The 17,197-nt window shown below is 72.3% G+C and carries 18 protein-coding genes and 1 riboswitch; of the genes, 15 read left to right on the forward strand and 3 right to left on the reverse strand.

Translation table 11 applies throughout. From position 1 onward, the window contains the following. Positions 1–164: 164 nt before the first annotated feature. Positions 165–755, forward strand: coding sequence for an HAAS signaling domain-containing protein (locus tag M1L60_RS05305; protein ID WP_253236143.1), 591 nt, complete (start codon positions 165–167; stop codon positions 753–755). A 161-nt stretch (positions 756–916) separates the two neighbouring features. Here M1L60_RS05305 and M1L60_RS05310 read toward each other — a convergent pair whose 3' ends face one another. Further along, a complete protein-coding gene (locus M1L60_RS05310) occupies positions 917–1,861 on the reverse strand; it encodes an alpha/beta fold hydrolase (protein WP_253236144.1) in 945 nt (314 codons plus the stop codon). Between M1L60_RS05310 and M1L60_RS05315 the strand changes: the two genes are divergently transcribed. Next, on the forward strand, positions 1,833–2,267 hold the full coding sequence (locus M1L60_RS05315; RefSeq protein ID WP_253236145.1) for a hypothetical protein: 435 nt from the start codon (positions 1,833–1,835) through the stop codon (positions 2,265–2,267). The genes M1L60_RS05310 and M1L60_RS05315 overlap by 29 nt on opposite strands. 111 nt (positions 2,268–2,378) lie before the next feature. Here the strand turns inward: M1L60_RS05315 and M1L60_RS05320 are convergent, their stop codons facing one another. Beyond that, a complete protein-coding gene (locus tag M1L60_RS05320; RefSeq protein ID WP_253236146.1) occupies positions 2,379–2,741 on the reverse strand; it encodes a hypothetical protein in 363 nt (120 codons plus the stop codon). A gap of 57 nt (positions 2,742–2,798) precedes the next feature. After that, the gene (locus tag M1L60_RS05325) at positions 2,799–3,461 is read right to left on the reverse strand and encodes an alpha/beta hydrolase-fold protein (protein ID WP_308208429.1); all 663 of its coding nucleotides are present in this window, start codon (positions 3,459–3,461) and stop codon (positions 2,799–2,801) included. A gap of 239 nt (positions 3,462–3,700) precedes the next feature. On the opposite strand from M1L60_RS05325, the gene M1L60_RS05330 reads away from it, so the two are divergent. The 13 genes from M1L60_RS05330 to M1L60_RS05390 all read left to right on the forward strand — a co-directional run bounded on the left by M1L60_RS05330 (position 3,701) and on the right by M1L60_RS05390 (position 16,100). Further along, a complete protein-coding gene (locus M1L60_RS05330) occupies positions 3,701–4,447 on the forward strand; it encodes an alpha/beta hydrolase family protein (RefSeq protein WP_253236147.1) in 747 nt (248 codons plus the stop codon). Positions 4,448–4,550: 103 nt separating this feature from the next. Beyond that, positions 4,551–4,835 (forward strand): hypothetical protein, encoded by a 285-nt coding sequence (locus M1L60_RS05335; RefSeq protein ID WP_253236148.1) that lies wholly within the window; start codon positions 4,551–4,553, stop codon positions 4,833–4,835. A 470-nt stretch (positions 4,836–5,305) separates the two neighbouring features. After that, positions 5,306–5,614, forward strand: a complete 309-nt coding sequence (locus tag M1L60_RS05340; RefSeq protein WP_253236149.1) for an ArsR/SmtB family transcription factor — start codon at positions 5,306–5,308, stop codon at positions 5,612–5,614. Next, positions 5,611–6,135 (forward strand): SRPBCC family protein, encoded by a 525-nt coding sequence (locus M1L60_RS05345; RefSeq protein WP_253236150.1) that lies wholly within the window; start codon positions 5,611–5,613, stop codon positions 6,133–6,135. The genes M1L60_RS05340 and M1L60_RS05345 overlap by 4 nt, the downstream gene beginning before the upstream one ends. 38 nt (positions 6,136–6,173) lie before the next feature. After that, positions 6,174–6,656, forward strand: a complete 483-nt coding sequence (locus M1L60_RS05350) for a SigE family RNA polymerase sigma factor (RefSeq protein ID WP_253236151.1) — start codon at positions 6,174–6,176, stop codon at positions 6,654–6,656. Beyond that, positions 6,653–7,894 (forward strand): hypothetical protein, encoded by a 1,242-nt coding sequence (locus M1L60_RS05355; RefSeq protein WP_253236152.1) that lies wholly within the window; start codon positions 6,653–6,655, stop codon positions 7,892–7,894. The genes M1L60_RS05350 and M1L60_RS05355 overlap by 4 nt, the downstream gene beginning before the upstream one ends. Positions 7,895–7,926: 32 nt before the next feature. After that, on the forward strand, positions 7,927–9,489 hold the full coding sequence (locus tag M1L60_RS05360; protein ID WP_253236153.1) for a gluconokinase: 1,563 nt from the start codon (positions 7,927–7,929) through the stop codon (positions 9,487–9,489). 67 nt (positions 9,490–9,556) lie between these two features. Further along, a riboswitch (cobalamin riboswitch) is annotated at positions 9,557–9,678 on the forward strand. A 57-nt stretch (positions 9,679–9,735) separates the two neighbouring features. Next, positions 9,736–12,225 carry a VWA domain-containing protein gene (locus M1L60_RS05365; protein ID WP_253236154.1) on the forward strand — a complete coding sequence of 830 codons (2,490 nt, stop codon included), beginning with the start codon at positions 9,736–9,738 and terminating at the stop codon, positions 12,223–12,225. A gap of 52 nt (positions 12,226–12,277) precedes the next feature. Then, a complete protein-coding gene (gene cobO, locus M1L60_RS05370) occupies positions 12,278–12,877 on the forward strand; it encodes a cob(I)yrinic acid a,c-diamide adenosyltransferase (RefSeq protein ID WP_253236155.1) in 600 nt (199 codons plus the stop codon). Continuing rightward, the gene (locus M1L60_RS05375; RefSeq protein WP_253236156.1) at positions 12,871–14,220 is read left to right on the forward strand and encodes a cobyrinic acid a,c-diamide synthase CobB; all 1,350 of its coding nucleotides are present in this window, start codon (positions 12,871–12,873) and stop codon (positions 14,218–14,220) included. Before cobO ends, M1L60_RS05375 begins: the two co-directional genes overlap by 7 nt. 71 nt (positions 14,221–14,291) lie before the next feature. Then, the gene (locus tag M1L60_RS05380) at positions 14,292–14,693 is read left to right on the forward strand and encodes a cobalamin biosynthesis protein (RefSeq protein WP_253236157.1); all 402 of its coding nucleotides are present in this window, start codon (positions 14,292–14,294) and stop codon (positions 14,691–14,693) included. Between the two features lie 10 nt (positions 14,694–14,703). Next, positions 14,704–15,486, forward strand: coding sequence for an alpha/beta fold hydrolase (locus M1L60_RS05385; RefSeq protein WP_253236158.1), 783 nt, complete (start codon positions 14,704–14,706; stop codon positions 15,484–15,486). 179 nt (positions 15,487–15,665) lie between these two features. Then, positions 15,666–16,100 carry a hypothetical protein gene (locus tag M1L60_RS05390; RefSeq protein ID WP_253236159.1) on the forward strand — a complete coding sequence of 145 codons (435 nt, stop codon included), beginning with the start codon at positions 15,666–15,668 and terminating at the stop codon, positions 16,098–16,100. Positions 16,101–17,197: the final 1,097 nt, after the last annotated feature.

The following is a 17,197-nucleotide window of genomic DNA, read 5'->3' on the forward strand; positions in this document are numbered from 1 at the left end:
CCATCCTCCCGCGCTGTGGTGGGCGGCTGCCGCGTGGCCGGTCGCGGTGCGGGGTCGGCCGAAAGTCGTAGGCGGAGGGTGGGATCCGGTCCGCGGGCTGATGTTGCGAGGGCGGGGAATGTCGATGCTGGTTCTACCGCGCCGAACAGCTCAGGGGAGACAGGATGACGACGGCACCGCTCGCTCATACGGACGTGATCGTCCTCGACTATCTCGCTGCTCTCTGGGCCCAGAGCGAGGATCTCGCGCCCGAACTGCGCGACGACCTCATGACGACCGTGGCCGACTACATCTCGCTGCGGCGCACCTCGCCGTCCTCGCCCATCGAGGACCCGGCCGAGATCGTGCGCCGGTTAGGGCCACCGGAGGCCCTCGTCGCGGCGGTGCGGCGCGGACATCTGCCGCCGCACATCCGGTTGCCCGCCCTGGTCCCGCCTCCCCCGCCGGCCGCCACCGGTGGGGGAGCGGCTGAATACACGGCGATCGGCCTGATCACCGCCGGGGCGTTCGTGCTGCCCGGCGTCGGCCCCGTCGCCGGGATGCTCATGGCCAGCGCCTCACCCCATTGGACGCCCGCCGAAAAGGCCACCAGCTGGTTCCTGGTGCTGGGCTCAGGCGCAGCCTCGATCGCAGCCGCCTTCTTCTTCGCCGTGGCCGGCACCGGAACGGCAGCCGCGCTCTTCCTCTGCTACCTGATCGCAGTCGGCGGCTCAGCCCTCGCCGGCAAGCGCCTGATGGACGGCCTACGCCACTGACCGCCGCTGGCCGCGAGGCGGTCGGCAAGCCGCACGATCGCGATCATCCCGTGACGCGTCTTGGTTCGGGCAGTAGTAGTGGGTCGGCGACCTGCGTGCCGCGATGTGTTGACTGCATCAATGTTGAAGTCAACATTGATGCAGTCAAGATGAATGGACGGTCACGCGGGTTGGGTGCGGCGGTCGGGCTGGTTGATGATCTCGTCGATCACCTGGGTCCAGACGGCGACGGGTGGGAACTCGTGGCCTACGCCTTCGAGCCAGACGAGCCGGGCAGCGGGGATGGCTGCGCACAGCGCCTCGGCGTGGGGCGGGGTGAAGAACGGGTCGAGGGTGCCGTGCAGGATCAGCGTCGGGGCGGTGATCTCGGCCAGGCGGTCGCGGATGGGTGGGCCCTCGGCGCAGATGTAGTGGTTGGTCTGTGAGGCGGGCATGTCGCGGGTTCGGTCGACGACACGCTGGGCCAGCCGGCGCAGTTGGGCGACATCCGCGGTGAACGGGCCACCCAGGCGGCGCGTGGACGTCACCAGGGCGTCGATCGCGGAGCGGCGGTCGGACCAGTCCGTCGGTTTCTCGTCAGCGGAGGACCCAGTAGAAGACCCGGCGGAAGGGTCGGCGGAGGCTCCGGTGGGGGACCCGGCGGGAATGTCGGTGGAGGCCTCGGCGGGAGAGTCGGTGGAGGAGTCCGGGAACGACAGCTCGTAGGCCGGCGGGGACGTGCTCGTCGACATCAGCGTCAAGGACAGCACGCGGTGGGGGCGTTCGACGGCTATGCGCTGGGCCAGCATGCCGCCGATGGACAGGCCGGCCAGGTGGGCCCGGTGGACGTTCAGGCCGTCGAGCACGCCGAGCGCGTCATGGGCCAGGTCCACATCGGAATAGGGTGGGGCGCCGGCCGGGAACGATGTCGACCGGCCCGTGTCGCGGTGGTCGTAGCGGATGACGTACCGCCCGCCCGCGGCCAGGCGGCGGCAGAACTCGTCGTCCCACCAGTCCATCGAGCTGGCCGCCCCCGCGATGAGCAGCAGGGCGGGATCGCCGGGCTCGCCGAACGTCGCCACGCACAGCTCGATGCCGTTGACCGGCATCATCGTCTCGGTCACCATCTGCTCATTGTCGAACATCACACTTGACGCGCAGGTTAAAACTCGGTGCGAGACATGGTTTGATGATCGGGTGCTGCCTGATTTGAGCGGATATGAACCGCATCGGACTGTCCTCGACGCGCCCTTCGAAGGCGTTCCCGTGCCGGGGTTGAGGGCCGATTTCTTCCGCCGGGCCGAGGGCGACCGCATGGCGACGGTCGGCCGCTACTCGATGGGTGACCGTGAATTACTCATGGCGTGGGGCTATGTGGACGAGGAGCACTGCCGCCACAACGCCGTTCGTAACCCCGTCGGGGGCTGGCACGCCCCGGTCAACGGCTGCCCCGACGTCGAACTGGTGCGCGACGGCCAAACCGTGATCGGTCTGGCCGTACGCGCTCCGGGCGGGGAATGGATCAGGGCTTGACCGGCGCGCCAAGCAATGGGTCAGCTTGATGGGCGCGTCGGATGGGTCGAGGCTTGGCCGGCGCGGCGGGGGAGTGGGTCAGGGCTTGGCCGGTTGCGGCGGGGGAGTGGGTCAGGGCTTGACCGGCGCGGCGGCCACGCGGGCCTGCTGGCGGACGACGCGCAGCGACACGCCGGTCAGGAGGATGGCCGTCGCGAACAGGGCCAGGTGCAGCCACGGGTCGGCGATCGGCACGAAACCGATGACGGCGACCGGGATCTGCACCACGGCGATCAGGCCGGCCAGCCACCAGCGGTTGCCGCCGCTCCACAACAGCGCCGTCCAGACCGGGGCCGAGGCCACGACCAGGGTGAGACCGTCGAGCAGAGCGTGCAGGGCGGGGCTGTGCACAGCGTTGTGGGCGAAGGCCTGCGCGGGCGTGGCGATCCACAGGCCGGCGAGGACGAGGGTGAGTACGGCGGCGGCACGACGCATGGGAGCCTCCAGCGTGGTTGGACCGTTGCTCTGTGTCATCACGGTACGGACGTGACTTCAGCGCCGTAAAGCTTCACTCACGAAGTCCATCCCCGCGGGCAGGCAGCGCGACCAGTAACCGAAATTGTGCCGCCCCTCGGTGAAGCTGCCGGCCGCGGGCGGTTCGGGCAGGGTCCGGGCCAGCTCCCGCACATAGTCGAGCAGCCCGTCCTGACGGCCGCACCACAGGCCCACCTTCGTGCCCCGCAGCTGCCCGGCCGCGGTGAAGATCTCATCCCCCGGGCGTACGGCGGGGGACAGCGCGACCACCGCCCGGGCGAACCCGGGGTACGCCGCGGCCAGCAGCAGCGACCCGTACCCGCCCATGGACCAGCCGAGCAGGGCGATCCGCGAGGTGTCGAAGCCGCGCTCCCGGCACCACCGAGGCACCTCCTCATGGGCCATCCGCTGCGGGTCGTCGCCACCGTCGGGGCGCCACCACAAGCGGTCGCCGGTGGCCCCGGCCAGCACGAACGGGGGCTTTCCCCGGCGTACGGCATCGGTCAGGAACCGCCCCAAGCCGAGCGCCGGGAAATCGGCGGCCGTCTTCGAGCCACCGTGCAGGATGATGCAGACGGGCAGGCCGCGACCGGCGCCGTGACCCGCCGGCACCGCGGTGTAGAAGTCGACCAGGCGTCCCCGGGCGGCCGATTCACGCCTTTCGAGGCGCTCGTCACCCACCGGGGCATGCGGGATGACCGGTTCCAGTTGGCCCGATCGGCTGCGATATCCCACCATTCCGGCGACGCCGGCAGCGGTTGCTCCGAGGGCGAGGAATGTTCGTCGTCTCATCGTCACCCACAACGGCGATCGACCGCATTGCGTGACGTTCATACGCTCACGACGTGCGCAGACGTGGCTCCTTTTCGATATCCGGACCGCGTCGCGCCCTGGCCCGGGCATCGAGGCGGAGCCTCATCGTGCTGGCCCTCCTGGCGCTGCTGCTGGACGGCCTGGGACCAGCCCGGCCGGCGGCGGCGCAGGGGTCGGTGGTGAGCCGGCTGCTGGAGCTGTCGCGGGGTGCCGACCGGCCGCTGCCGACCACGCTCTGGTATCCGTCGGCGCTCGCCGGGCGTCACCCGATCATCCTGTTCAGTCACGGGTTGGGTGGGCTGCCGCGGCACTTCGCGCCGCTCGCCGCCGGTTGGGCCGAGGCCGGGTACGTGGTGGCGGCGCCGACCTATCCGTTCACGAACGGCTTGGGCCGGGTCGACCGGCGGGACATCGTCAACCAGCCGGCCGACGCCGCGTTCGTCATCGAGGCGGTGCGGGCGCTGAACGGCGTGCCCGGGGACGTGCTGGCCGGGCATCTCGACATCGACCGGGTCGCGGCCGTCGGGTTCTCGGCCGGCGGCACCACGACGCTCGGCCTGTTCGGGCCGGGACATCCGGCGTACCTGCGGGCCGGGGTCTCGATCAGTGGCCGGCGCCCGCCCGCGGAGTTCGGCGGTTCGCCCGCGCCGCTGCTGTTCCTGCACGGCGACCGGGACCGGGTCGTGCCGATCCGGGCCGGTCGGCAGGCGTACGCGTCGGCGCAGTTCCCCAAACAGTTCGTGACGATCCCCGGCGCCCGTCACGGCGAGTTCCTGCGACCCGGTGACTCCCGGTACCCGCGGGTGACGGGCCGGATTCTCACCTTCCTCGGCGCGAACGTCCCGGTCGCCTGATTCATCAGACCTTAGGCGTTGTACCCAGAGTGACACTCAAGGCGGGCAACCTCGTCCGTTCGGCCAGATGAGCACGCTCGGTGAAGATGACTAGGCTGCTGACGTGCATGTTTCCCACATCGCGGTGGCAGCGACGGTCACTCTCAGTATTTCCGCCGTTTGTTACTCACAGTTCGACACTCGCAAGGCCGAGCAGCAGGCCCGCGCGGTCGCCGACAAGGCCACGTGCCGCTCGGTCGACTCCGCGATCCTGGCCTACGTCGGCGCCCACGGCGACGCCCCGACGACGACGGCTCAGCTGGCCGGCTACCTCGACGGCAACATCACCGCCTACCGCATCGTCCGCGGCCGAGCCGCCGGCCCGGGCTGCACCCCACCGCCCCGCTGATTTGCCGGTCGGCCCACGTCGCATGGGCTCGACCGTGACGGGCTCCCGCATCCACAAGTCGCCGCCAGTGCCCCGCCTTGTCCGCCCTCGGCGGCGTCGGTGGAGACCAGCAAGCGAGCGCCGTCCCCGCTGATTCAACGCGCCCGCAGTTGTCCACAGGCGGGTTGAACGCTTGACGATCGGCATCAGGAAGTCCGAAGGCGCGTTGAAGCGGCGCGGCCGCGGTTGTCCACCGGCTGGCCGAACGGCATGAGGACCGGCATCGGGAAGCTCGAAGGCGCGTTGAAGTCCGCTCATCCCGGTTGTCCACAGGTGGGCCGCGTATTTGGCTACCCGTCAGTGGATGTGCGTTGCGATCAGTGCGGCTGCGGTTCGTCCGCGGGCGGGCGGCGAGGCGGATGTCGGGTCGTCCACGGCCGCGACCACTGCATGCCTTGACGGTTATATGCCTGAGGTGGCATGTTGGGGGCATGGACGCCCTGGCTGTGCTGGCTGAGCCGACTCGGCGGCGGATCGTGGATGTGTTGCGGGTGCGGGAGTGCACCGTTTCCGAGTTGGTGGGGTCGCTCGGCATGAGCCAGCCCGCCGTCTCCAAGCATCTGCGGGTGCTGCGGGAGGCCGGCATCGTCACCGCGCAGGTCCGTGCTCAGCAGCGGGTCTACCGGCTCGAGCCGGGGCCGTTCCGGGAACTCGACGCCTGGCTGGCGCCGTACCGCCGCATGTGGACGCATCACCTGGCGGAACTCGAGCGCCACCTCGACCGCAAGGAGGACGGATGACACTCGACGTGGGAACGGCCGGAGGCGCGCGCCTGGAGGGCGGTCAGGACCCCTGGACGCTGGTCTTCATCCGCGAGTTGCGCCAGCCACCACCCGTGGTGTGGGCGGCGCTGACCGATCCGGCCGAGCTCGACCAATGGGCGCCGTTCAGTGCCGCGCGCGATCTCGGCGCCACCGGCGCGACGACGCTGACCATGGTGGACGGTGACGAGAAGCTGGACCTGCCGGCCGAGGTCCGGGTGGTCGAGCCGCCCTCGGTGCTCGAGTACTCGTGGGGCGCGGACCTTCTGCGATGGGAGCTGGAACCGGCCGGCCGTGGCACGCGGCTGACGTTGCGGCACACGCTGGTCGAGCCGTCCGACCACGCGTCGGTGGCGACCGGGTGGCACGTCTGCGTCGTCGTCCTGCAGCATCTGCTCGACGGGGATCCGCACGGGGTCGTTCGCGGGCAGGCGGCGAAGGAGCACGGGTTCGACGAGCTGCGTGCGGACTACGCGAAACTGCTGATGCAACCTTCCTGACGTTCCCGTTGTCCTGATGGATGACGGGGGGAGACCGAATGGGGTTCGACGACTTCGTGCGAAGTCGATCGACGGGGCTGTTGCGGGTCGCGTATCTGCTGACCGGCGACCGGCACGCCGCCGAAGACCTGCTGCAAGAGGTTCTGGAGCAGATGTACGTGCGATGGCGGCGGATCCACGGCGCCCCCGAGGCGTACGCCCGCCGGGCCCTGGTCAATCGGGCCACGAACCGCTGGCGGTCGCGGGCCCGGCGCCCCGAGACGCCGCTGGACGCGCAGCACGAGCAGCCGGGGCCGGACCACGGCGAGGACGTGGCGCTGCGCTCGGCGGTGCTCGACGCGTTGCGCGAACTGCCGGCCAAGCAGCGGGCCGCGGTCGTGCTGCGTTATCTCGACGATCTGCCCGTGCACGAGGTCGCCGCGGCCCTCGGGTGCAGCGAGGGCACGGTCAAGAGCAACGCCTCGCGCGGGCTGGAACGGCTCCGGCAGGCGCTGGCGATCCCGGAAGGGGTGGAACGGTGACCGACACCGAGATCCGGGACGTGCTCAACCGGGCCGCCGGCGACGTCAGCCCGGCCCCCGACCTGCTCGACCGGGTGCGGGCGGGCGGCCGTCGCCGGGTGATCCGCCGGCGGACGGCGATCGGCGGGGCGCTGGCCGTCGTGGCCGGGGCGGGACTGGCCCCGCTGGCCCGGCGCGGCGACGGACCGCTGCCGGTCGACGACCGGGTCCGCGGCGACCTGGCCGGTGATCTCGCGCTGGTCGGCCGGGTCAGGAAGGCGTACGGGGAAGGGACGAGGGTCCGCTGGATCGGCCGGACTCCGGGCGGGCCGGTGGCCGCGGTCACCGGACCCTCCGGGATGCGGGACGGGTACGACCTGCAGAGCTTCGTCGAGACGGTCGACGGGGAGTTGCGGCCGGTCGACGGGGCCACGCTGGTGCCCGAAGGCACGGTGCAGCCGGCGGCGATGCTGGCCGGACCCGACCGCGACGTCCTGGTGGTCTTCACCGGCGGGAGCGATGTCATGTTCTCCGGCGAGTACCGGATCGATGCCGGGGGCCGGGTCGGGCGGACGTTCGAGCCGCTGATCGAGGTCGACGGAGCGGTCGTGCGGCCGATCCCGGACCCGGGGCGGTTCGTGCCGTTCGCGCTGCGGTCGGGCGGGTCGCCGGACAAGGTGTGGCTGGCCAACATGCACACCGTGGCCGACGACGGCAGCAACGCCCAGAACCTGATGCCGGAGCGGATCGACCACGCGCTGCCCGGCCGTGCGAAAGCCTGGGCGGACGAGCCGACCGGCTCCGAGAAGGACTGGTGGGATGTCGGCGCGCAGCAGGCCTACCTCGACCCGTACGGGTATCACGCCTGGACCGGCCCGACCCAGTGGCGCCTCAGTGGATCGACGGCCGACGGGCGCCGGTTGGTGGTGCAGACCCTGGCCCTGGACGGCCGGGCCCGCGCCTTCTGGCTGGCCGCCCCGCCCGGTGAGAAGCCGCGCGTCAACTACCTGGGCCGGCTCGAGGACGGGTTGTCGAGCGACGCCACCGACGGTTTCGGGCTGGCCTATCCGATCCTGCACGCGCGCCTGCCCCAGGAACTGGGCGTGGCGGTGGCCGCGCTCAACTGCCAACTGCTTTTCCGCGTACGAAGGGAAGCCTGGCTGCCGGTGGCCGGGTCAGCGGCCGTGATCCCGGCGGCGGCGACCGAACTGGAGGTGCGCCCCCGCCGCGGACAAGCGGTGCGCGTGCGGCTGCCCTAAGTTTGTGGCACCGGACGAGCAGGAGGCCGCGCATGGACGTCGTGATCGGGATCGACACCGGAACCACCGCCACCAAGGGGGTGGCGGCCGGGCCCGACGGCACGATCCGCGCGCTGACCAGCGTCCACTACCCGCTCGCGGTGCCCGGGCCGGGGCGGGCCGAGCTCGACGCGGTCGCGCTGCGCGACGCCGCGGTCAAGGCGCTGGTCGACGTGACCGCGGCCTGCCGCGAGCACGGCGACCGGGTGATCGGCGTCGGGCTCAGCGGCTTCCTGCACGGGATCGTGCCGATGGACGCCGGCGGCGCGCCGCTCGGACCGCTGGTCACCTGGGCCGACGCGCGGGCGGGGGAGCAGAGCGAGCGGATCGGGGCCGACGGCCGGGGGCATCGCCTCCAGGCGCGTACGGGAACGCCGGTCCACCCGATGTCGCCGCTGAGCAAGCTGGCCTGGTGGCGCGACAACGACGCCGAGACCCTGCTCAAGACGCCTCGGTGGGGCGGTGTGAAAGAGCTCGTGCTGGCCGCGCTGGCCGATGGCCCGTACGCGGTGGATCTTTCGATCGCCAGCGGCACCGGGCTGTACGACCTCCACGAGCGCCGCTGGGACCCGGAGGCGCTCGACCTCGCGGGCGTGACCGCGGGGCAGCTGGCCGAGGTGCTGCCGACCACAACCGTACTGAAATTGCGGTTGGACGTGGCCCGGGCGGCGGGTCTCGACCCGGCGACGCCGCTGGTCATCGGGGCCGCCGACGGGCCGTTGGCCAACCTCGGGGTGGGCGCGACACCGGCCGGGGTGGCGGCGGTCTCGCTGGGCACGAGCGGCGCGCTGCGGACGGTGGTCGACCGGCCCACGGCCGACGAGGCGGGGCGGCTGTTCTGTTACGCGCTGACCGAGGACCGCTGGGTGATCGGCGGCGCGGTCAACAACGCGGGGTCGGTGGTGCGCTGGGCCGGGCAGAGTTTCGCGGCCGGCTTCGAACGCCCCGGCGCCGAGGGTGAGGACGCCGACGAACGCGACGCGGCCCTGCTCGTCGAGGCCCAAAGCGTGGCCGCCGGCAGCGACGGGCTGCTCTGCCTGCCGTACCTGTTGGGGGAACGCGCACCGTGGTGGAAGCCTGGCCTGCGCGGCGCCTACCTGGGGTTGCGGCGCGAACACGGGCGGGCCCATCTCGTGCGGTCGGCCGTCGAGGGGGTGTGCCAGCAGCTCGCGCTGGTCCGCGACTCGTTCACAGCCCAAGGCATCGCCATTTCCCAGGTACGGGCCACCGGCGGGGCGGTCGCGTCCGAGCTCTGGGTCGGCGTGCTCGCGGCCGCGCTCGACGTGCCGGTCGCGGTGGCCGAGACCCCGGAGGGCACCGCGCTCGGCGCCTGCCTGCTGACCCGGCACGCCCTCGGTGAGCTGCCCGACCTCGACGAAGCGGCGGCGCTCGTGCCGGTCGGCGCCCCGAATCGTCCCGACCCCGACGACGCCGCTCTCTACGCCCGGATGCGCCCGCTTGTCGAGTCGTCGGCGCTGGCCGTGCTCGACGTCGTCAAGGAACTCGACCGGCTCGCCCCGCCGCCGCTGCCCACGACCGAGAAGGCGGTGGGGTAGGGCTCATATCACCCCGCGTTGACGCGTCGACCGGCCGTGAGAAAGCATGGCGGACGAGCGGTTGCGGAGGAACCCGGTGCGAATCCGGGACGGTCCCGCCACTGTGACCGGGGAGCGACCCGCCACCGGGCCACGGCCGAACCAGGCCGGAAGGCGCGCGGCGAGCGACGATCCGGGAGTCAGGAGACTCCGGCCGCTCGTGCTGACCGCCGCGCGGGCGTGGACACCCGCGCAGAGAGGGATCCTGTGACGCCGTACCCGTTCTCGGCCGTGGTCGGCCTGGCCGACCTGCGCCTCGCCCTGCTGCTGACCGCCGTCTCACCCGCTGTGGGCGGAGTGCTCGTGCGAGGTGAGAAGGGCACAGCCAAAAGCACTGTCGTACGAGCCCTGGCCGCGCTGCTGCCCGAGGTCGCGGTGGTCCGCGGCTGCCGTTTCGCCTGCGATCCCGCGGCGCCCGACCCGCACTGCCCCGATGGTCCCCACGCCGCGGACAGCCCGGCCCTCCACCGGCCGGCGACGCTGGTCGAGCTGCCCGTGGGCGCGACCGAGGACAGGGTGGTGGGCACGCTCGACCTGCAACGGGCGCTGGCCGACGGGGTCAAGGCGTACGAGCCGGGGTTGCTGGCGGCGGCGCACCGCGGGGTGCTGTACGTCGACGAGGTCAACCTGCTGCCCGACCACCTGGTCGACCTGCTGCTGGACGCGGCGGCGATGGGGCGGGCCCACGTCGAGCGGGACGGGGTGTCGGTCAAGCACGCGGCCCGGTTCCTGCTGGTCGGCACCATGAACCCCGAGGAGGGCGAGCCGCGGCCGCAGCTGGTCGACCGGTTCGGGCTGGTGGTCAACGTGACCGCGCCCCGGGACGCCAAGGACCGGGCCGAGGTGGTGCGGCGGCGGCTGGCCTACGAGCTGGACGCGGACTCGTTCGCGGGCCGCTTCGACTCGGACGAGCGCGAGCTGGCGGAGCGGATCGTGGCGGCGCGGAGGCTGCTGCCGAATGTGGTGCTGCCGGATCGGGAGCTCGACCGGATCGCGCTGATCAGCCTGGCCTACGGGGTGGACGGGATGCGCGCGGACATCGTGGTGGCCCGGTGCGCGGTGGCCCTGGCCGCCTGGTCGGGGCGGTCGCGGGTGACGCGGGAGGACGTGCGCGACGCGGCCCGGCTGGCCCTGCCGCATCGGCGGCGCAAGGATCCGCTCGACCCGCCGGGGACCGACGAGCAGCGGCTCGAGGAGGCCCTCGACCAGGCGGACACCGAGTTGGGCGAGGACGACCCGGACGACCCGCCGACCGGCCCCGACGACAACGGCCCGAACGACAACGGCCCGAACGACAACGGGCCGGACGACAACGGGCCGGACGGCGATGGGCCGGACAGCCGCGGGGCGGGCGACCAGTCGCCGGGCGGGTCGAAGGACTCGCGCGGTGAGCAGTCGCCGGGTGCTGATTCGCGGGACCGCGGGCCGCAGGGCTCGGACCAACAGCCCGGCCACAACAGCCCGCCGCCGCCCGCCAGTTCCACCTCATCCGACATTTCGGAAATATCCGGAAAGCAGGAGGAGCGGTCGGGGGTGGAGGCGGCGGCCGTGGCTCCGGGGTCGGCCTTTCGCACCCGGAACCTGAGCATCGCGCGGCGGGGCGAGGGCGGTCACGCCGGACGGCGGTCGCCTTCGCTGTCGCGCCGGGGCCGGGTCGTGGGTTCGCGGGTGCCGACCGGCCGCCTGGCCGGCGCGCCGCACCTGCCGGCCACCCTGCGCGCCGCCCTGCACCGAGCCGGCACCGAGCGCGCGAACTCGGGCCGAGCCGGTACTGAGCACCCTGGTTCGAGTTGGGCGGGCTCTGAACGCCAAGATTCCGGGTGGGTAGAGACCGAGCGCCCTGATTCCGGTTGGGCGGGCTCTGAGCGCTCAGATTCCGGGTGGGTAGAGACCGAGCGCTCTGATTCCGGTTGGGCGGGCTCTGAGCGCTCAGATTCTGGGTGGGTAGAGACCGAGCGCCCTGATTCGGGTTGGGCGGGCAACGAGCGTCCCGTTTCGGGGTTGGCAGGCGCCGAGCGCGCGGCGGATGTTGCGCGGGTGGAGCTGGGTCGCTCCGGGGCCGAGCCGACGGGCCCGCGAACGGCGGACGAGCCGGCCGTCGCCGGCCGGGCGGGCGCTGGGTGGGGGCGGACTGCTGGGGCGCGGCCGTTGGTTCTGCCGCGGGATGTGCGGGAGGCCGTCCATGTGGGGCGGGAGTCGAATCTGGTGTTGTTCGTGGTTGATGCTTCGGGGTCGATGGCGGCGCGGAAGCGGATGACGGTGGTCAAGACGGCGGTGCTGTCGCTGTTGCGGGACGCCTATCAGCGGCGGGATCGGGTGGGCATGATCACGTTCCGGGGGAGTACGGCCGAGCAGGTGCTGCCGCCCACGTCCAGCCACGAGGTGGGGGTGCTGCGGCTGGCCTCGTTGCGCACGGGGGGTCGTACGCCATTGGCCGCAGGCCTGCGGACCGCGGCCGCGACCATCGCGACCGAGCGTCGCCGGGATCCGCGCCGGCGGCCGTTGTTGATCGTCGTCACGGACGGGCGGGCCACGAGCGGACCCGACCCGGCCACTGTCGCGCCGGCGCTGGCCGGAGTGTCCACCGTGGTCGTCGATTGCGAGTCCGGGCCGATCCGGCTGCGGCTCGCCGCGCGGCTGGCCACGGCGCTCGACGCGGATCTGATGCCGCTCGAGAGCCTGGGGCGGGCCGCCTGATGCCGCAGGGAAATGTTCTGATGCCGCTCGAGAGCCTAGGGCGGGCCGCCTGATGCCGCAGGGAAAAGTCACGACCGTACCGGATGACGGTCTCACCACCCGGCAGCGCCGGCGGCAGGCCGTGCTGGCCGTACACACCGGGCACGGCAAGGGCAAGTCGACGGCCGCGTTCGGGATGGCGTTGCGGGCCTGGAGCGCGGGCTGGCCGATCGGCGTGTTCCAGTTCGTGAAGTCGGAGAAGTGGCGGGTCGGCGAGGAGACCGCGCTCAAGGCGCTCGGCGCCACCGGGGGCGCGCCGGTGACCTGGCACAAGATGGGCGAGGGCTGGTCATGGATCCAGCGCGCCGGCACCGAACGCGACCACGCGGCCGAGGCGGCCGAGGGCTGGGAACAGATCAAACGGGACCTGGCCGCCGAGACGCACAAGTTCTATGTGCTCGACGAGTTCACGTACCCGATGAAGTGGGGTTGGGTCGACGTCGACGACGTGGTGGCCACGCTGGCCGCGCGGCCGGGCACGCAGCACGTCGTGATCACCGGGCGCGACGCGGCGCCGGCCCTGCTCGAGGCGGCCGACCTGGTCACCGAGATGACGAAGGTCAAGCACCCGATGGACGCGGGCCGCAAGGGTCAGCCGGGCATCGAATGGTGAGCATGCCGCGCGTCGTGATCGGCGCGCCCGCGTCCGGTCACGGCAAGACGACGGTGGCGACCGGGCTGCTGGCCGCGTTCGCCCGCCGGGGCCTGCCGGTGGCGCCGTTCAAGGTCGGGCCGGACTACATCGACCCCGGTTATCACGCGTTGGCCGCGGGGCGGCCCGGTCGCAACCTCGACCCGGTGCTGGTCGGCGAGGACCTGATCGGGCCGCTGTTCGCGCACGGCTCGCAGGGCGCGGCCCTGGCCGTCATCGAGGGCGTCATGGGTTTGTACGACGGTCGGACCGGCGCCGGCGAGACCGGGTCCACGGCCCAGGTCGCCGGGCTGCTCGACGCGCCGGTGATCCTGGTCGTGGACGCGGCCGCCCAGGGCCGGTCGATCGCCGCGCTCGTGCACGGGTTCCGCAGTTTCGGCAGCGTGCGGATGGCCGGGGTGATCCTGAACCGGGTCGGTTCGGACCGGCACGAGACGATCCTGCGCGAGGCCTGCGAGGAGGTCGGCACGCCCGTGCTCGGGGCGCTGCGCCGGGCCGACGCCGTGGCCGCGCCGTCCCGCCACCTCGGGCTGGTGCCGGCGGCCGAGCGCCGGGCCGAGGCCCGGGAGTCGGTCGACGCGCTGGCCGCGCTGATCGAGTCGTCGGTCGACCTGGCCGAGGTGATGGCGATCGCCCGCTCGGCCCCGCCGCTGGCCGCCGAGCCGTGGTCACCGGCGGCGGCGGAACCGGTGGCCGGGCGTCCGGTGGTGGCGCTGGCCGGTGGGCCCGCCTTCTCATTCGCGTACGCCGAGACCGCCGAGCTGCTGGCCGGAGCGGGCGCCGACGTGGTGACTGTCGATCCGCTGCGTGACGAGGCGCTGCCCGCCGGCACCCGGGCGCTGGTCGTCGGCGGCGGCTTCCCCGAGGTGTACGCGTCGGAGTTGTCGGCCAACGCCGGGCTGCGGGCCTCGGTGGCCGCGCTGGCCTCGTCGGGCGGCCGGATCGTGGCCGAGTGCGCGGGCCTGCTGTGGCTGTGCCGGAGCCTCGACGGCGCCCCGATGTGCGGGGTGATCGACGCCGAGGCGGCCATGACCCCGACGCTGACCCTGGGCTATCGCGACGCGGTGGCGCTCACCGACAGCCCGCTCGCGCCCGCCGGCACCCGGGTGACCGGGCACGAATTCCACCGGACGACCGTGCATCCGCGCTCGGGTCTGCTGCTGTCCCCGGCCGGTGGCGCCGCCTGGGCGTGGCGGGGGGCCGACCCCGAGGGCTTCGCCACGGACACCGTGCAGGCCTCATACCTGCACCTGCACTGGGCGGGCAACCCGGGCTTCGCGACGCGGTTGCTCGCCGGCCTGTGACCGGCTTCCGGATCGGTGCCGGCACCCGTGCTGGTGATGGTGCCGGCGCCGGTTCGGGCCCGGTCGTGGCGGTGGGGATCGGAGCCCGGCCCGGGGTGGCGGCGGCGGCCCTCCGCGCGGCGGTCGACGCGGGGCTGGCCACGGCCGGGTTGAGCGTCGCCGACGTGACCGTGCTGGCCACGGCCGACCGCCGGGCCGGCGATCCGGGCGTACGGGACCTGGCCGTTGATCTTGGCTGGCGCTTGCTGGCGTTCGCTTCCGCCGACCTGGCCCGCCAGGACGTGCCCAACCCGAGCCGGACCGTGGCCCAGGCGGTCGGCACGCCAAGCGTCGCCGAGGCGGCCGCCCTGAGCGCGGTCGGACCCACCGGTTCACTGCTGCTGGCCAAGCACAATTACGGCGACGTGACCGTGGCGATCGCGCGATCCGCGACCGCCGGATTGGCCCGTTCCGAGGAGCCACCTCTTCACTAGCGTCGATCACATGAGCACCGCGGAGATCAACGGCATCACGATCGGCTACGACGACACGGGCGCGGGCCCGCCGGTCGTGCTGGTGCACGGGCACCCGTTCGACCGCTCGATGTGGGACCCGCAGGTGACGAGCCTGACCGGCCGTTTCATCACGGCCGACCTGCGCGGCTACGGCTCGACCACGGTCGTCGGAGGCAGGACGCCGTTGCCGGTGTTCGCCGAGGACGTGGCCGGTCTGCTCGACCACCTGGGCCTGGACGAGGTGGTGCTGGGCGGCCTGTCGATGGGCGGGCAGATCGTCATGGAGTGCTACCACCAGTTCCCGGACCGCATCCGGGCCCTGCTGCTGGCCGACACGTTCCCCCGCGCCGACACCCCGGAGGCGCAGGCCCACCGGCGGACGACGGCCGACCGCCTCGAGGCCGAGGGCATGATCGGGTACGCCCGGGAGAATCTGGCCAAGATGATCGCGCCCTACAACGTCGAGGCGATGCCGGCCGTGGCCGCGCACGTCATGACGATGATGGCGAGCGCCCCCGCCGCCGGGGCCGCCGCCGCCCTGCGCGGCCGGGCCGAGCGCCCCGACTACCGCGACCTGCTGACCACGGTCACCGTGCCCACGCTGATCGTGGTGGGCCGCGACGACGAGTTCACCCCGGTCGCCGACGCCGAAGAGATGCACGCCCTGATCCCCGGGTCGACCCTGGTGGTCGTCGAAGGGGCCGCGCACCTGCCCAATCTGGAGCAGCCGGCCGCCTTCAACGAGGCCCTGGGGGCCTTCCTGCGGGGTTGACGGGGCCAGATGCCACCCGGCGGCGCGGGTGCGCCGGCAGCGGGGCGAGCATGGTGCCATCAGCCGGGCGGTCAGGCCGGTGGCCGAGGGTCCGTGGCGGGTCTACGTGATGGCTTGCGCCTGGGCGATATGGGCGATGTTGGAGGCGACGCCCGGGGCTGGCGCGGCGGCTGCGGACGATGGCCGGCACCCCGCCGTCGATGGCCGGCACCCCGCCGTCGATGGCCCGGCTGTCGACGGAGATCACTGCCTACCTGATGGCGGAACTCGGGTGTGACGTGCGGTCCGCGGCGCTCGTCATCGCTACGGTGGGCGACATGGCAATCGACTCGCATCTCACGGTCGAGGCTCTGGACGCACCCGTGCCGGGGGTTGCCGGGGGGCCGACGGGGCGCGATCCGACATTGCGGCTCGTGGATGCGGCGGCGGTCGGCGGGGAGGCCGTCGCAGTGGCGTACGCCGATGTCACGCGGGCGGCGGTGGGGTCACCCGGGCGGCCCAGCGCGTGGTGGCGCGACAAGATCGAGCTGGTGCTGGATGGTGTCGAGTATCGATTGCAGCGAGAGCCGGTGGCATGGACCGCGCTCCGTCTCGGTCGGCTTCATGTTGACTGAATCAATATTGACGTCAACGTTTACCGCTTCAAGATGACCGTCGGGAAAGGCAGTCGTTCGGACGCGCCTACGAGCGCGTCCATGCATCGTTGACTGTCTGTGGGCTGCGTTGTTCACGATGACGCGCTGAATAGAAGGCCGTCGTCGGCGTCTCGGGCCGCCGTCGGCACGGATCGTTCTCAAGTGGTGCCGGCGGCGACCGGGGCGTCATGCCCGGCCGTCGATGGGGTGGCTCCAGCTGAAATCTCCGCCTGTCGATTCGAGATGTGGGGATCGGCATCCGCCGGCGGGATGCGGGTTCACACGCGAACATCACCTTCCGTAGCGGTGGAGGAGGGGCGTGGTCGTGCGGCCTCGGCCGGCGGCGGATCGGTCGTGGCACCGGCCGGGCCGCGCCTTGCTCGATCGGTGCTCATTGCCTTCGATGTGCGTCTCATTCGGAATCCGCTCATCGGTCATCTATGGCGCGGTCATCTCGAACGGCGCGGCTCGGGAGAGCCTGAACTCCCAGAGGCCCGCGCCGTCTTTGGCCCGCCCCGGTCCATGTCGCGAGCAGGGCTGTGCCGCCATCGATGACTGTGCCGGTACGAGCTCGCTGAGGTGCCCGTGTTCGTGAGGCCGGAACGCCTCTCGTCCGGGTGGGTCCCTGGAACTGTGTGGTCATCCGCGGCGGGGTCGAGGGCGGGCGGCTAGGCCCAGACCCTTCGGGAGTTGTCGATGTCAGGCGCGGCCGATCGGCAGGCTCTATGCGGGCGATCACCGTTGCCCTTGACACGACTGGCGACCCTGCGAGGTGCGTGTCCGCCGCCTCGGAGTTGCGTGTCCGGCGCCCCGGAACTGCGTGTCCGGCGCCCCGGCGATCGTGTGTGTCCAGCCTTTCGCGAGATGCGTGTCCGCCGCCCCTCCGGGGGCCCGTTGCTAGAGATCCGCTCGTGGGCGGCGGTCCCGCCGTGCCGGGGTTCCTGCCGGGCGATGCTGCCTGTTCAAGGCGCTGACGGAGGGTTCCGGGATCGATCGTATGGCAATTCTCGTAGCAATACCTCTGTTTAAGTCAGACGTATCAAGCATATCGACGTGCGCTTTCCTCTGGTAAACAG

Origin of the sequence: Paractinoplanes aksuensis (assembly GCF_024137025.1) — a bacterium.
Taxonomy (GTDB): domain Bacteria; phylum Actinomycetota; class Actinomycetes; order Mycobacteriales; family Micromonosporaceae; genus Actinoplanes; species Actinoplanes aksuensis.

What these genes read in the sequence shown, in the direction of transcription:
- M1L60_RS05305 (WP_253236143.1), top strand. Translation starts at nt 165, where the DNA reads ATGACGACGGCACCGCTCGCTCATACGGACGTGATCGTCCTCGACTAT.
- M1L60_RS05310 (WP_253236144.1), bottom strand. Translation starts at nt 1,861, where the DNA reads ATGGTGACCGAGACGATGATGCCGGTCAACGGCATCGAGCTGTGCGTG.
- M1L60_RS05320 (WP_253236146.1), bottom strand. Translation starts at nt 2,741, where the DNA reads ATGCGTCGTGCCGCCGCCGTACTCACCCTCGTCCTCGCCGGCCTGTGG.
- M1L60_RS05340 (WP_253236149.1), top strand. Translation starts at nt 5,306, where the DNA reads ATGGACGCCCTGGCTGTGCTGGCTGAGCCGACTCGGCGGCGGATCGTG.
- M1L60_RS05345 (WP_253236150.1), top strand. Translation starts at nt 5,611, where the DNA reads ATGACACTCGACGTGGGAACGGCCGGAGGCGCGCGCCTGGAGGGCGGT.
- M1L60_RS05350 (WP_253236151.1), top strand. Translation starts at nt 6,174, where the DNA reads ATGGGGTTCGACGACTTCGTGCGAAGTCGATCGACGGGGCTGTTGCGG.
- M1L60_RS05360 (WP_253236153.1), top strand. Translation starts at nt 7,927, where the DNA reads ATGGACGTCGTGATCGGGATCGACACCGGAACCACCGCCACCAAGGGG.
- cobO (WP_253236155.1), top strand. Translation starts at nt 12,278, where the DNA reads ATGCCGCAGGGAAAAGTCACGACCGTACCGGATGACGGTCTCACCACC.
- M1L60_RS05375 (WP_253236156.1), top strand. Translation starts at nt 12,871, where the DNA reads ATGGTGAGCATGCCGCGCGTCGTGATCGGCGCGCCCGCGTCCGGTCAC.
- M1L60_RS05385 (WP_253236158.1), top strand. Translation starts at nt 14,704, where the DNA reads ATGAGCACCGCGGAGATCAACGGCATCACGATCGGCTACGACGACACG.
- M1L60_RS05390 (WP_253236159.1), top strand. Translation starts at nt 15,666, where the DNA reads ATGGCCGGCACCCCGCCGTCGATGGCCGGCACCCCGCCGTCGATGGCC.